The 14,740-nt window shown below is 58.8% G+C and carries 12 protein-coding genes; 5 read left to right on the top strand and 7 right to left on the bottom strand.

Annotation, left to right across the window (positions count from 1 at the left end; all coding sequences use genetic code 11):
• Window positions 1-169: 169 nt before the first annotated feature.
• The gene (tsf, locus tag DES49_RS04975; protein WP_133735283.1) at window positions 170-1,030 is read right to left on the bottom strand and encodes a translation elongation factor Ts; all 861 of its coding nucleotides are present in this window, start codon (window positions 1,028-1,030) and stop codon (window positions 170-172) included.
• A gap of 52 nt (window positions 1,031-1,082) precedes the next feature.
• Window positions 1,083-1,835 (bottom strand): 30S ribosomal protein S2, encoded by a 753-nt coding sequence (gene rpsB / locus DES49_RS04980; RefSeq protein ID WP_133735284.1) that lies wholly within the window; start codon window positions 1,833-1,835, stop codon window positions 1,083-1,085.
• Window positions 1,836-2,114: 279 nt separating this feature from the next.
• On the opposite strand from rpsB, the gene map reads away from it, so the two are divergent.
• The 5 genes from map (at window position 2,115) to dapE (ending at window position 9,107) form a co-directional block, all read left to right on the top strand.
• A complete protein-coding gene (gene map / locus DES49_RS04985; protein WP_133735285.1) occupies window positions 2,115-2,885 on the top strand; it encodes a type I methionyl aminopeptidase in 771 nt (256 codons plus the stop codon).
• Window positions 2,886-2,956: 71 nt separating this feature from the next.
• Complete coding sequence (locus DES49_RS04990; protein WP_133735286.1) at window positions 2,957-5,677, top strand: [protein-PII] uridylyltransferase; 2,721 nt, start codon at window positions 2,957-2,959, stop codon at window positions 5,675-5,677.
• Window positions 5,674-6,882 carry a succinyldiaminopimelate transaminase gene (gene dapC / locus DES49_RS04995; RefSeq protein ID WP_133735287.1) on the top strand — a complete coding sequence of 403 codons (1,209 nt, stop codon included), beginning with the start codon at window positions 5,674-5,676 and terminating at the stop codon, window positions 6,880-6,882. Before DES49_RS04990 ends, dapC begins: the two co-directional genes overlap by 4 nt.
• 50 nt (window positions 6,883-6,932) lie before the next feature.
• Window positions 6,933-7,961, top strand: coding sequence for a 2,3,4,5-tetrahydropyridine-2,6-dicarboxylate N-succinyltransferase (dapD, locus tag DES49_RS05000; protein ID WP_133735288.1), 1,029 nt, complete (start codon window positions 6,933-6,935; stop codon window positions 7,959-7,961).
• Between the two features lie 6 nt (window positions 7,962-7,967).
• Window positions 7,968-9,107: a succinyl-diaminopimelate desuccinylase gene (dapE, locus tag DES49_RS05005; RefSeq protein WP_133735289.1), complete on the top strand. Its 1,140-nt coding sequence runs from the start codon at window positions 7,968-7,970 to the stop codon at window positions 9,105-9,107.
• Window positions 9,108-9,142: 35 nt separating this feature from the next.
• On the opposite strand, the gene DES49_RS15705 is transcribed toward dapE, so the two are convergent.
• From DES49_RS15705 to DES49_RS05030, 5 genes are all read right to left on the bottom strand, one after another.
• Window positions 9,143-9,610, bottom strand: a complete 468-nt coding sequence (locus DES49_RS15705) for a cold-shock protein (RefSeq protein WP_166645990.1) — start codon at window positions 9,608-9,610, stop codon at window positions 9,143-9,145.
• Window positions 9,611-9,617: 7 nt separating this feature from the next.
• A complete protein-coding gene (locus DES49_RS05015; RefSeq protein WP_133735290.1) occupies window positions 9,618-11,087 on the bottom strand; it encodes a hypothetical protein in 1,470 nt (489 codons plus the stop codon).
• Window positions 11,088-11,137: 50 nt separating this feature from the next.
• The gene (locus DES49_RS05020; RefSeq protein ID WP_133735291.1) at window positions 11,138-12,556 is read right to left on the bottom strand and encodes a mannose-1-phosphate guanylyltransferase/mannose-6-phosphate isomerase; all 1,419 of its coding nucleotides are present in this window, start codon (window positions 12,554-12,556) and stop codon (window positions 11,138-11,140) included.
• Window positions 12,557-12,647: 91 nt separating this feature from the next.
• The gene (locus DES49_RS05025; protein WP_133735292.1) at window positions 12,648-13,028 is read right to left on the bottom strand and encodes a histone-like nucleoid-structuring protein, MvaT/MvaU family; all 381 of its coding nucleotides are present in this window, start codon (window positions 13,026-13,028) and stop codon (window positions 12,648-12,650) included.
• Between the two features lie 95 nt (window positions 13,029-13,123).
• On the bottom strand, window positions 13,124-14,602 hold the full coding sequence (locus tag DES49_RS05030) for an O-antigen ligase family protein (protein ID WP_166645991.1): 1,479 nt from the start codon (window positions 14,600-14,602) through the stop codon (window positions 13,124-13,126).
• Between the last annotated feature and the right edge of the window lie 138 nt (window positions 14,603-14,740).

The following is a 14,740-nucleotide window of genomic DNA, read 5'->3' on the forward strand; positions in this document are numbered from 1 at the left end:
TCGTAACCGTCGGTGGCTGGCTGGCAGTCCCGAAAGACTACCACCCTGTATACAAACCGGCCGCATCCGTTCAAGCCCATCAAAGCAGGAACGGTGCGGCCTGGACTGGGTGGGTGATCACAGTGACCATCCACCCTGGTGATGTTACCCATCACCCTGTATGCAGCAATCAGGATTTGAGCTGCGCGGCAACTTCCGAGGCAAAATCAGTCTCTTCCTTCTGAATGCCCTCGCCGACTTCATAGCGCACGAACGTATCCAGGTCCGCACCCTTCTCCTTCAGGAGATCCTCGACGGCCTGATCCGGGTTCTTCACAAACCCTTGCTTCACCAGGCTGATTTCCTTGAGGTACTTGTTGATCCGGCCTTCCATCATCTTCTCGACAATCTCGGGCTTCTTGCCTTCCATATCAGGCTGGGCACGGATAACAGCACGTTCCTTTTCGACTTCTTCCTCGGGCATTTCGTCCGGACGGCCGACACGGGGGTTTACCGCGGTTACGTGCATGGCCAGATCGCGAGCCAGCTCAGCGTCACCGCCCTTCAGGGCGACGAGCGCGCCCATGCTGTTATTGGAGTGAACGTAGCCACCCACGTTCTCACCTTCGAGGTGCACCGCCCGACGGACCGTGATGTTCTCGCCAATCTTCTGCACGAGCTCTTCACGTTCCTTCTCCAGCTCACCCTGCATCAGCGCTTCAACGTCGGTCTGCTTGCCCTCAACAGCGGCGTTAAGGACGTTGTTGGCGAACTTCATAAACGCATCGTCGCGGGCGACAAAGTCAGTTTCCGAATTCACCTCAAGCAGCATGCCACTCTTGCCATCGTCAGCCACGTGCAGCATAACCACGCCTTCCGCGGCGGTACGGCCAGCCTTCTTGGCAGCTTTCAGACCAGAGGACTTGCGCAGCTCCTCAATCGCGGCATCCACATCACCGTCAGCGGCGACCAGCGCTTTCTTGCATTCCATCATGCCAAGGCCGGTGCGCTCGCGAAGTTCTTTAACCTGTGCGGCAGAAATCGCAGCCATGATTTTTCCCCACTAAAATTTGGATTCGTTCCAGTCCAGAGTCCGCGACGGCTTATTCAGCCGTCGGAGTCTGGGTTTCCTCGTTTTCGCTGACCTCGACGAATTCGTCGGCCGCACCACCACCCGCCTGGGTGCCTTCGATGACAGCATCGGCAACGGCCTGCACATAGATCTGTACGGCACGGATGGCATCATCGTTCCCGGGAATCACGATATCGACACCCTTGGGATCGCTGTTGGTGTCAACAATGCCGATCACCGGAATGCCGAGCTTGTTGGCTTCCTTGATCGCGATGTCTTCGTGGTCAACATCCACAACGAAGAGCGCGTCGGGAAGACCACCCATGTCCTTGATGCCACCAATGCTGCGTTCCAGCTTGGCCATTTCACGACGGCGGTCAAGGGCTTCCTTCTTGGTCAGCTTGTCGAGGGTGCCGTCCTGATCCTGCTGTTCCAGATCGCGGTAACGACGAATGGACTGACGCAGGGTCTTGTAGTTGGTGAGCATCCCACCGAGCCAGCGGTGGTCCACATAGGGCATGCCGCAGCGCAGTGCTTCTTCCTTGACGATCTTGCTCGCGGAGCGCTTGGTTCCGACGAACAGGATCTTGTTCTTGTTCTCCGCCATCTGCTGGACCTGGCTGAGCGCCTGATTCAGAGCGGGAACAGTGTGTTCAAGATTGATGATATGGATCTTGTTGCGTGCGCCGAAAATGTACTTGCCCATTTTCGGGTTCCAGTAACGCGTCTGGTGTCCGAAGTGTGCGCCCGCCTTGAGCAGGTCGCGCATGCTTACCTGTACCATTTTAGTTTCACCTTTTAGTATCGGGTTACGCCTCCACACATCCCATTACCCAACCCCTGACCGTCCTGCGGCGGGGCACCCGGGATAATGTGCCGATGTGTGTGTGTATTTTTGAATTGCCCGGGTCACTCCTTTGGAGATTCCCCGTTTGGCGCGCGTTTTTTACCATAATTCAGGCGAAAACGGAAGCTCGGAACCTTCAGGACGACCCACGGCGTTTCAATCCAGAGCGCAAATCGCTAGAATGCCGCTTTCTGAAAAGGCAGTTTCGGGAGTGGCATGAGCGTTCAGATCAAAACACCGGATGAAATCGAGAAAATGCGTGCCGCCGGGCGGCTGGCCGCGCAGGTGCTGGAAATGATTGAGGAGCACGTGCGCCCCGGCGTGTCGACGGAGGAGCTCGATACAATCTGCCACCAGTTCATTACTGACCATGGCGCCGTGCCCGCGCCACTGAACTACAAGGGTTTTCCCAAGTCGGTGTGCATCTCGGTCAACCAGGTGATCTGCCATGGCATCCCGAATGAGAAGAAGCTGCTGAAGAACGGCGACATCCTCAATATTGATGTCACCGTCATCAAGGACGGCTACCACGGCGATACCAGCAGGATGTTTATTGCCGGCAACGCCAATCCCGCCGCCGAACGGCTCATCCGCATTACCCGGGAATGCCTTTTCAAGGGCATTGAGCTGGTCCGGCCCGGCGCGCGACTGGGTGACATTGGCGACGCCATCCAGAAACACGCGGAATCCAATCACTACAGCATTGTGCGTGAGTATTGCGGGCACGGCATTGGCAAGGGTTTCCATGAGGAGCCCCAGGTCATGCACTTTGGCAAGCCCGGAACCGGCCTGGAGCTGCAGGAAGGCATGACTTTCACCATTGAGCCAATGGTGAACCAGGGCAAGCGCCACAGTAAGGTACTCCCCGACGGCTGGACAGTGGTGACGCGCGACCGCAAACTGTCAGCACAGTGGGAACACACGATACTGGTGACGGCGGACGGGCACGAGATTCTGACGCTGAGAAGCGACGAAGAACCGGCCTGACAGACCGCCACCCAAAAGCAGTCAATTCCCGCCTGGAAACCAATGCGGGCGGCCCGGGGGTACGGCTGACAATGGACCAACCAGCGGTCAACTTTGATCCGCAGGACCACCTCGACCTGGACAGGCTCGCCGGCGACATTGCCACGGCGAAATCGCCGGTGGTGCCAGTACGCGAGCATCTCGCGCAGGTCCAGCAGGCCATGGCAGAGGCATTCCGTGCCGGAACCGATGTGCGCTCACTGGTGTTCGGTCGCAGCCGCATCATGGATGCGATCCTCCACCTGCTCTGGAACCAATCCCCCCTGAGCGAGGCACAGAACCTGTCACTGATCGCCGTCGGCGGCTATGGGCGCGGTGAACTCCATCCCTACTCCGACATTGACCTGTTGATACTGACCGGCGAGGACAATGCGGACAGCTGGCAGGACGCGCTCTCGAACTTCCTCACCCTGCTCTGGGACCTGGGCCTGGATATCGGCCACAGCGTGCGCAGCATCGAGGAGTGCGTCAGCGCCGCCCGGGAAGACGCGACCATACTGACCAACCTTCTGGAAACACGCCATATCGCCGGAAATACGACCCTCCCCGAAACACTTCGGGAACGGGCGTACTCCACGGAAACCCTGTCCGACCGGGACTATTTTGCGGCAAAACGCCGTGAGCAACAGGCGCGGCATCGCAAGTACGGCGCTACCGAGTACAACCTGGAGCCCAACATCAAGGGCGCGCCGGGGGCATTGCGCGACATACAGACCATCATGTGGATCGCCCGGCGCCATTTCGGGCTTGCCGACCCCTCGGACCTGGTCCGTTTCAGCATCCTCTCGGACGAAGAGTTCACCCTCCTGCGTGAAGGCGAGACCTTTCTCTGGCAGCTGCGTTACGGGCTCCAACTGCTGGCGGGGCGTAACGAGAACCGGCTGCTCTTCGACTACCAGCTTGATCTGGCCCGCATGCTGGGATTCGAGGACAAGGACGACCAGCTGGGCGTTGAACTGATGATGCAGGCGTATTACCGCTGCGTTCTGGGTCTCGCTGAGCTGGCGGACGCCATCCTTCAACACCTGGACGAGGTGATACTCAGGGCGGAAGATCCCGAGGACATCCGGCCACTGAACCGCCGGTTCCAGATCCGCAACAATTACCTGGAAGCCACCAACACCCAGGTGTTCGCCTATGCGCCCTACTCGCTGCTGGAGATCTTTGTACTGCTCGCGCAGCACCCGGAAGTCGAGGGAATCCGCGCACCAACCATCCGCGCCATACGCGCGCACCGCCACCTGATTGACGATGCCTTCCGGCAGAACCTGGCCTGTAACTCTCTTTTCATGGAACTGCTGCGCACGCCCCATGAACTGGACACCACCCTGTCCTACATGAAGCGCTACAATGTTCTGGGTCGCTATCTCCCGGAATTCGGGCGGATTATCGGCCAGATGCAGCATGATCTCTTCCATGTCTATACAGTTGATGCCCATACCATCCGGGTGATCAGCAACATGGTGCTCATGCAGACTGAGGAGGGGCGCGACCAGTTCCCGCTGGCCTCGCGACTGGTTCATCAGCTTCCCAAGCTGGAACTGCTGTACGTGGCCGGCCTTTTCCATGATGTTGCCAAGGGGCGCGGCGGTGATCACTCCGAGCTTGGGGCCATTGATGCGACCCGCTTCTGTGAACAGCACTACCTCAGCGATCGGGATACCAAGCTGGTTGCCTGGCTCATCGAGAACCACCTGCTCATGTCACTCACAGCGCAGAAGTGTGACATCTCGGACCCGGCCATCATCCGTGAGTTCGCGCGCAAGATTCCGAGCCGCGTCCACCTGGTCTACCTGTACATATTGACGGTCTGCGACATCGCCGCCACCAATCCGACCCTCTGGAATACCTGGCGTGACTCGCTGCTCAGGCAGCTCTATATTGAGACACGCCGGGTGCTGAGACGCGGCATCGACAGCCCCTTCGACCGCAACGACTGGATCCGCGCCACCTGCGAGGAGGCCCGGGATATGCTCCGCGCCCAGGGCTACAGCAACGAAAGCATCGACGAGGTCTGGAACACGCTGGATGATGACTTCTTTCTGCAGGACGCCACCATCGATATCGTCTGGCAGACTGCCGCCATTATCCGGCACGGCTCCGACCCCAAACCCCTGGTGATGATCCGCGACACCACGGGTGGGCCCACCGATGGCTACACCCACATCATCATCTATGTGAGGGACCGCCGGGCACTTTTTGCGGCGACCACTGCCGTGCTTGAGCAGGTCCATCTCAATATCGTCGATGCCCGGATTCTCTCGGGAGAGGGTGCGCACAATCTGAGCAGCTACATCGTGGTGGATGAGCAGGGCCAGCCCCTGGGCAAGGACCCGGAACGACGCGATCACATCCAGCACCGGCTGGTAGAGGAGTTGAGCCACCCGGACGACTACCCGGCCATCATTGAGCGGCGGGTACCGCGCAAGCTCAAGCATTTTGCCTTCCCGACCGAGGTTACGATCTCCACGGACACGGCCAATCAGCGCACAATCCTTGAAGTGGTCACTCCCGACCGGCCCGGACTGCTCGCCCGAATCGGTCGGATCCTGCTGGAACAGCATATCCGGCTTGTCAGCGCCAAGATTGCCACACTGGGTGAACGGGTTGAGGACATCTTCTTCGTCACCGACGAGCAGGGTAACCCACTGGAGGACCCGCAACTGTGCGAAACCGTGCGCAACTCCCTCTGCCAGCAGCTGGATGAGGTCACCGGACTCAACGGCCACCAGGAAAGCGACGCCTCCGCATGAACCCCGATATTGCCCGACTTCATCCCTACCCGTTCCAGAAACTCGCCGCGTTGTTTGACGGCGTCGAACCGCCGGCGGTCGAGCCCATTCCCCTGTCCATTGGCGAACCCCGCCACCCGGCGCCGGATTTTGTTCTTGAAACCCTGGCGAAGAGCCTGAACCGGGTTGCGCAATACCCCGGCACCAAGGGCCTGCCGGAGTTGCGGGAGGCTATTGCCGCCTGGGCCAGCCGTCGCTTTGGGCTTGGTGATGGCGGCCTCGATCCGGAAACCCAGGTGTTGCCCGTCAATGGTACCCGGGAAGCACTTTTTGCCTTTGCCCAGGCCGCCCTGGCGCCAGGGGACAACCCTGTGGTGCTGAGCCCCAACCCCTTCTACCAGATCTACGAAGGGGCGGCCCTGCTTGCCGGGGCTACGCCGTTATTCATCAACGCCACCCTGGACGGCGGCGGCCTTCCGGACTTTGAGAGCATCAGCGACGAGACCTGGGACCATTGCCAGCTGCTCTATGTCTGCTCGCCGGGCAATCCCAACGGCGCGGTTATGGGCCAGTCGGACTACGAATACCTGATCAGCAAAGCGGACCAACATGATTTCGTGATCGCCGCCGACGAATGCTACTCCGAGATCTATCCGCACGAGGAACACCCACCGACCGGGCTCCTTGAAGCCTGTAAAGCAATGGGCCGCAGGGATTTCAACCGCTGCATCGCCTTTCACAGCCTGTCCAAACGCAGCAACCTCCCCGGTCTGCGCTCGGGCTTTGTTGCCGGTGATGCGGACAGGCTGTCGGCATTCCTGCGCTACCGGACCTACCACGGATGTGCCATGCCAATCCATCACCAACTGGCCAGCATCGACGCCTGGAATGACGAAACCCACGTGGTGGCGAACCGCGACGCCTACAGACGCAAATTTGAAGCCGTGCTGCCAATCCTTGAGCCCTGGCTGGACGTTAGCATGCCGGAAGCGGGATTCTACCTCTGGCCCAGGACGCCCATGGACGATGAGACCTTTGCCAGGCAGCTTTTCGCCGAGGAAAACGTAACGGTGCTGCCCGGAAGCTATCTCTCCCGAACGAGCGCCGGCATCAACCCGGGCAGCAACCGCGTCCGAATGGCGCTGGTAGCCGAGGAGGCCCAGTGCCTCGAGGCAGCCAAACGTATTGCGCGATTCATGGAAAAACACCAGTTCGGTGTATCATGAGTCCTATAGATAACCCATAGTCATCCAAGCACCAGGAGAAACAGACCACCATGAGTTTTGCATTTGGCATCGGCATTGGCAGCCGCAACCAGAAACAGGAATGGCTTGAGGTCTACTACCAGCATCCCGTCTACCAGCCGGATGCGGAACTCGCCCGGCTGGTTCGCGAGAACGTGGATGGATTGGAAGGCAACGCAGCCGTTAAAGCGGATGCCAACCAACTCCAGACCCTGGCGGACGCCTTCGAAGAGGCCGGTTACGAGGATCAGGCCCAGCTTGCCGACCAGAGCAGCGAAAGCTCCCTGCCGGTCGTGGTCACACTTCTGGATACGGATGAGAAGGCGAGCACCACGCCAGAGGTCTACCTCAAGCTCCATCTGCTGTCCCATCGACTGGTCAAACCCCATGGGGTCAACCTCGATGGTATCTTCCCATTGCTGCCCAACCTGGCGTGGACCAATGAAGGCGCCATCGACCTGGAGGAACTCTCCCAGCGCCAACTCCAGGCGCGGGCCGCCGGGCGCATTCTGGAAGTAAAGGCCGTCGACAAGTTCCCGCCCATGACCGATTACGTGGTACCCAGCGGGGTCCGCATTGCGGATACCGCGCGGGTTCGCCTTGGCGCCTTTGTTGGCGAGGGCACCACCGTCATGCACGAGGGGTTCATCAACTTCAACGCCGGAACCGAGGGCAAGTCCATGATCGAGGGCCGTATCTCGGCTGGCGTCATGGTTGGGGAAGGCTCCGACCTGGGCGGCGGCTCCTCGACAATGGGAACCCTGTCCGGCGGCAACAAGATCGTCATCTCTCTTGGCCGGGAGTGCCTGCTTGGCGCCAATGCCGGGATCGGCATTCCGCTGGGGGACCGTTGCACGGTGGAAGCCGGTCTTTATGTAACGGCGGGCACCAAGGTCCAAGTGCTGGACGACAACAACGAGCAGGTTCGTACCGTGAAGGCCCGGGATCTCGCGGGACAGTCAGACCTGCTCTTCCGCCGGAACTCCGAGACCGGGGCGGTTGAGTGCCGTACCAACAAGAGCGCCATCGCGCTGAACGAAGAACTGCATGCGAACAACTGAGGCCCCATGACGGAACAGGACGCCCCTACGCTTGCACTGGCGCGGGAGCTGATCAGCCGACGATCGGTAACACCCGACGATGCGGGTTGCCAGCCCCTGCTGACCGAACGCCTTGAGCCCCTGGGGTTCCTGGCGGAACGCTACCGCTATGGCGATGTGGACAACCTGTGGCTGCGCCGGGGAGAGGGCCAGCCGCTGTTTGTCTTTGCCGGACACACCGATGTGGTCCCTCCCGGACCGGAAGATCAGTGGCAGACACCGCCCTTTGAGCCAACCGACCGTGACGGCTACCTCTATGGGCGTGGCGCCGCCGATATGAAAGGGAGCGTGGCCGCCTTCGTCTGTGCTGTTGAACGGTTCGTGGCAGCCAACCCGGATCACCAGGGATCCATTGCCCTGCTGCTCACCAGCGACGAGGAGGGGCCAGCCCAGGATGGAACAAAACGGGTGGTCGAGGCCCTGACCGAGAAGGGCATCCAGCCCGACTGGTGCTTGGTTGGCGAGCCCTCAAGCACCAACCAGGTGGGCGATACGATCAAGAATGGACGCCGGGGGTCGCTGTCCGCCACGCTCACCATCAAGGGGACACAGGGGCATGTGGCTTATCCCCAGTTCGCGGATAACCCCGTCCATCGTGCTGCTCCGGCGCTGACGGACCTGGTGAATACGGAATGGGATACCGGCAACACCTATTTCCCGCCAACAAGCTTCCAGATCACCAACCTGCGTGCCGGCGAAGGCGCCAACAACGTGGTCCCCGGAAGCGTGGAGGTGGCATTCAATTTCCGCTATTCCACGGAGACCAGTGCCGACGCCCTTAAGGAGCGCGTTGCTCTTCTGCTTGAACGCCACCGGCTCGACTACGACATCGAGTGGCACCTGAGTGGTACGCCCTTTCTGACGGATGAAGGCAACCTCATTGACGCGGCAACAGAGGTCATCCGGGATCGGGTGGGCATCAGCCCCCACCTGTCAACGGCGGGCGGCACATCGGACGGACGTTTTATTGCCCCCACAGGGGCCCAGGTCGTGGAGCTCGGACCAGTGAACGCCACCATTCACAAGGTAAATGAATGCGTAAAAACGGAGGATCTGGAAGCACTGTCCGGGATCTATGAGGGAATTCTGGAGAAGCTTCTGGGGTAACGGGCTCCAGCGGAGCCCGTTCCATATACTGAAGGTTATTCGTCGTCCAGGGTCACGACATCGTTGGCCTGGAGGCCTTTCTCAGCCTCCACCACGCTGTAGCGCACACGCTGGCCCTGACGCAGGGCGCGGCGACCCTCACCTTCGATCGCCCGGAAATGGACAAATACATCGCCACCGCTATCACGGGTGATAAAACCGAAGCCCTTCTTGACGTTGAACCACTTCACCGTGCCTTCTTCGGCGTTGCTGTCTGCGCCACGGGCTTTCTTTCTGGGCTTGCTGGCTTTTCCGGCACCACTACCCTGTCCAAGCGTAGCCAGACGTGTAGCAATAAACGCAACGACCGCGAAAACAACAAAAGCGATCAGATAGGCGACCACGGGTGGCATGGAACCAAGATTCAGTTCCGCGTCGGTTCCCATCAACACCAGCGCCAGGATAAAGGGCGCGGGCAGTGCCGCCAGTAACGACGCATAAAGTGCTTTAAGATTTATTGGCATGATCCTCTTACTCTCTTGTGGCAACACTCACGCAGCGCGCATCATACCAGAACCCGTCGGGCGATGACGAAGCCGAATCACTGCTTTCCAGCCAACGCAGTACAGCGGCCTTATCAAGGGCCGGCGTACCAGCTCTTACCTGCTCCAGCCAGTCCACCTCGGTAGCGACCTTCTCAAGCGCCGCCGCCTCATCAACCAGGTTTGCAGCGGTGGCATCCTCCCTGGCGAGGGTCAGTAATTCAGCCTGTTCATCCATTCTCTCCCTGCTCCTGAGTGTCGCAAGCCGGACAGGCCCAAGCGCCCACTCGGATTGAACGAGAGCCCCCGCAGCTCGAAGAATGGACTCGGCGCGATCATAGTCAGCCGCCGCGTCCAGCCAGAGCCCATTCTCTACCGCCATCGCTGGTTCCTGGCCGGTCGAGGCCGCCACTGCGAGTCTCAGTGCCGCTATCTCCACGGTCATGCCAATTGATGCCTCCAGCCGCGGCTGATTGTCCTGGCAATACCTCAGAACATCAGCTCCGGAGACCCGCGGCTGCCAGAGGACCGACCAGGAAAGGCCGAGTTGGGCGCAGAGTCGTGTGGTTGTCCCGGAATCAGCCTCATCGGGTGGGTGAGCAAGGACCAGGACCGTGGACGGATCCGCTGCCAATTCCGCCCATGGCCGAATGCCTTCCCGCTCAACGACAGCGGCAAGGAGCTCCGGATGCACACCATCCAGGAAAAACCAGTGATTCGCGGCTTCAGAGCCCCGGGCAACCTCGCTCAGCGCCTGACTGATCCGCCTCCCGTTACGGGAAAGAGCAGCAACCGGAACGTGCCAGGCAGCTACCGACTGACCGAAACAATCCGCATAAACAGACGCGGCACAGGTCATGATTCCCTTGGCCTGGACGATGGAGCGAGTGGGCATCTGCAGCAGTGGGGATGTTTCGGAAGCCGAAAGTGCCGCGATCCTGCGTGCCTGAGCAAATCCCTCGTCCGAGGCCGGCCAGGCCCCTGATTCAAGCGGCGCCAGAGAGCGCGCCACGGACTCTACCCCGGAGATCCGGGCTGCCCCGTGGTCATCAATCCCGCCCCACTGCCGCTCCCCCACCTGTTCAAGAACAGCAATATAGGCCCGCTGGCTCAACCACTCACACTCATGAACAAGCGTCCGCATCAGTTGTGCCAAGCCCCGAATCCCACGGCTGTTTTCCCGCGCCCGTGCAAACCAGGCAATCATATCCTGGGAAAATCCATCCTGTTCGGAAGGCACTGACACAATCGGCTGCTCACACTGGATGGCGCGCACGAGTTCATCGATGTCCACCCCCCGGCCTTGAAGGAACGCTGCCAGCGGGTAATGGGATTCCAGAAGCACGAGAAGGAGGTCTTCAATGGAGAGTGCATCGCCGCCCCTCTGTTCGATAAGGCGGAATGCCTTGCTGAGGGCACCCTGAACGAGTGGATCGAACTCCTGTAACCAGTCTTCCATACCAACTCCCTTTGGTTGCTTGTGTGAGCGGGCGTCCGGCCCGCATTCATTCAGACTCTGTTGTACGTATCCTCAAATCGTACAATATCATCCTCGCCAAGGTAACTCCCTGTCTGGACTTCAATAACTTCCAGGGGGATAACGCCCGGATTGGACAGACGGTGAACCACGCCCAGGGGGATGTAGGTGGACTGGTCCTCAGTCAGCAGCGTTTCCTCGCCGCTGCGCGTCACAACGGCCGAGCCCTTCACCACCACCCAGTGCTCCGAGCGGTGATGGTGCTTCTGCAGGGACAGGGTCGCCCCTGGATTGACCGTGATGCGCTTGACCTGGAAGCGGTCACTGCGTGCAATTCCCTCATAACTGCCCCAGGGACGGTGCACCTTGCGGTGGAGCCGGTACTCGTCACGCCCGGCCTCCCGAAGCCGTGAAACCAGCCGTTTCACATCCTGGACCCGGTTCTTGTCCGCCACCAGGACCACGTCGTCCGTTTCCACGATGACATGGTTATCCACACCGATCGCAGCGATCAGGCGCCCCTCGGAGTGGAGATAGGACTGGGTGACTTCCTCCGTCAGGACATCGCCGCGAACCACATTGCCGTCATCGTCCTGGTCGTGCAGCTCCCACAGCGAACTCCAGGATCCCACATCGCTCCAGCCAGCATCGAGCGGCAGAACCACGGCCTCTTCGGTACGCTCCATGACCGCATAGTCAATGGAATCCTCCGGGCAGGCAGCAAACGCCTCTTCCCCCACGCGCACGAAATCAAGGTCGTCCTGGCGCTGCGCCCAGGCCTTCTGGCAGGCCTCGAGAATATCTGGCCGGAAGCGCTCAAGCTCTTCCAGATAACGGTCCGCACGGAACATGAACATGCCGCTGTTCCAGTAGTAATGACCATCCGCCAGGTAGGACTCCGCTGTTGGCGAATCCGGCTTCTCCACGAACTCGCGGACCGGAAGCCACGCCGCATCGCCCTGCTGGGGCTGACCGGCGCGGATATAGCCATAGCCGGTATGCGCCGTCGAGGGCATGACGCCAAAGGTCACCAGCTTCCCGGATTCCGCCGCCTTGATGCCCTCCTCGACGGCCGCAACAAAGGCATCCGTATTCTGGATCACATGATCGGAAGGGAGCACCAGCATGACCGCCGCCGGCTCTTCAGCCTGGATCTGCATGGCTGCAAGGGCAATCGCGGGGGCTGTATTGCGCCCGTCCGGTTCAAGCAGGATACGGCTGCCACTTGCCGGCGTCTCGTGCCGCTGCAGATGCGCCGCTACAATAAAACGATGGGCTTCGTTGGTGATTGCCAGCAGACCAGAACACGCCGGCACTGCACGGGCGCGCTGAAGCGTCTCCTCAAGCAGGGAATCGTTGCTGTTAAGTGCAAGAAACTGTTTCGGATAGGCCTCGCGGGATAGCGGCCACAAACGGGTACCGGATCCTCCGGATAGAATCACAGCGTGCATAGCTCATCCCTGGATGGTGAAAAACGCTAGGGTACCGCAGGCCGGCGCCAGCGTGAAGCACCCGGCCCGCAGTAGTCACAAAGACCCGGAGTCAGTCTTCCTGCCAGCGCGCCACTTCTTCCTTGCCGTGCTGTTTGCGCCAGGCGTTCAGCGTCTTGTGGTTGCCGCCACGGGTCTGAACCACTTCACCGGTGTGCGGGTTGCGATAGGTCTTCAGCGGACGCTTCTTGCGGCCATCGCTGTTACCGCCGCTGCCGCCCTGCTCGATTCTATTTCGAACACCGGAATCCATGGTAGCCAGAACTTCCAGCATATCCTTGGCGGACTTGTCGTACTTCTGCATCAACTGGTTCAGGTCTTCCTTGAAATCCAGCTCTTCCCGAAGCTCCTTGTCTTCCTCCATTTTCTGGATTTCCTGTTGGAGCTGTTCGGCCATTTGTTTCTTTTTATAGTATGTGGATATTTTTCCCATTGAAATACCTTTTTAATTAACGCTAAATCCCAGATTTTGGACGCCTCAAAATCCCTGATCAGTTATTTTAAATGGTTTATTATTGTTTACAAGCCCTAATCATCACCACCCCAACTCCACTCCTCATTACGCGGGAAATTACCGTGAATCCAGAATCTGGGCATTTTAGACTGAGGTACATTCTCTAGGTACAAGGGCTCATCATCGCGCATTGCTTGATAGTACCTAATTACCTCAAACTGCCATACAACGAGGATCGCAACTACAATAACGCACAAGCTATAGCGCCCCCACCCAACTTGGCCGTAAAGATGATCACAACCTTGATCGCGACCCAACTCAATATCACGAGTTAACAATGCCCAGAAAAGTCCTGCGATAAGTAAGCCGATCAACAACGAAGAAGGCGCTAACAAGACAGCCGATACTCCTGCATGAACCATTGCAGCAATCACCGAAGCAGTTATACCAACGATTAATACCGAATGCTCTGGCGCCAACCTTTGAGACTGCATTTGGTGACGCACTACGAATAGACGCCGCACAACAGAGCACCCAATAACTGCCAGCCCCCCAACCGCTAGCCACCCGTACTCGGCTGCCCACATCAGATACATGTTATGGGGATGCCCAAATTTTTTGCCTCCCTCATAGGCTGACGTAATCACATCATGAGTCAGCCATGACTGCGACCCCATACCAAAAGGGAAATGCTGTAAGCTCATTCTCCATGCTTCGTACCACAGTGGTATACGACCAGACGCGTCAGAACCAATAGTTCGCATCTCCGGATGATCAAAAAGAAGCCAAGGGATTGCCAGAGAAAACAGGCTCCAAACAATCAATCCATAGCCGAGATGTATTCCAAACACCCTAAGCCAACGCCAAGCAGGTTTTCCGAAGAGCAGAGTCGTCAAAACCGACGCAGCAATGAGCCCGACCGCGCAGCCGCGAGCAGAAGACACCAATACCAACCACCACCAGATGCCGGCCGTAATAGCGACCCCCAAACGCCAAAGCCGGTTGTCCCGCAGAGGGCCAACCATAACTGCCAAAGGCAGAACTGGAAGCATCCAGGAAGCGACCTGACTCCAGTACCGGATATTCCAGAACCCCCAGGGCAGAAATTGATCCAAGCGGCCTACCCCATCCGTGATTGCGAATAAATACACAGCCGGCGTTAAAAGGGAATAGACTACAGCGCCTGCCACCACCGCGTTTACATACAGACCAGCGACGGCGAGGGACTGCTGACTGATCAGATACCCAATACCCACAACGGATAACAGAAGCGCCGGGTAAAAGACCGACTCAACATATAGAAATTCTGAACCGGAGGTACCCAATAAGCCTGAAAAAACCACTGACGCCACGAAAACCCAATAACCGTAAACGACTCCCCGCATCCGCCCGAAGCCTGCGAAAACGCTCAAAGGCGCTGTCAGTAATATCACAAACGTCAGCACAAATCGTCGATCGGCATAGCTGCCCAATAAGGACGGATAAAGATCGAAACATAGCGCAGCAACACTAACTATACCGACAAGAAAAATCAGACTGTATTTGTGCGCCATGAATTTAAACCTGAATCCAGTTAGTAACGGCAGTACTTTGATGCAGACCGGAATAAGAAAGAGGCTCTTCCGCACCTTTACTAGCCAAATGAACTGCGGATGGGATGCCGACAACAGGCCAGCGATAGCGACAAAGAT

The organism is Halospina denitrificans (genome assembly GCF_004364635.1).
GTDB classification, from domain to species: Bacteria; Pseudomonadota; Gammaproteobacteria; order Pseudomonadales; family Oleiphilaceae; genus Halospina; species Halospina denitrificans.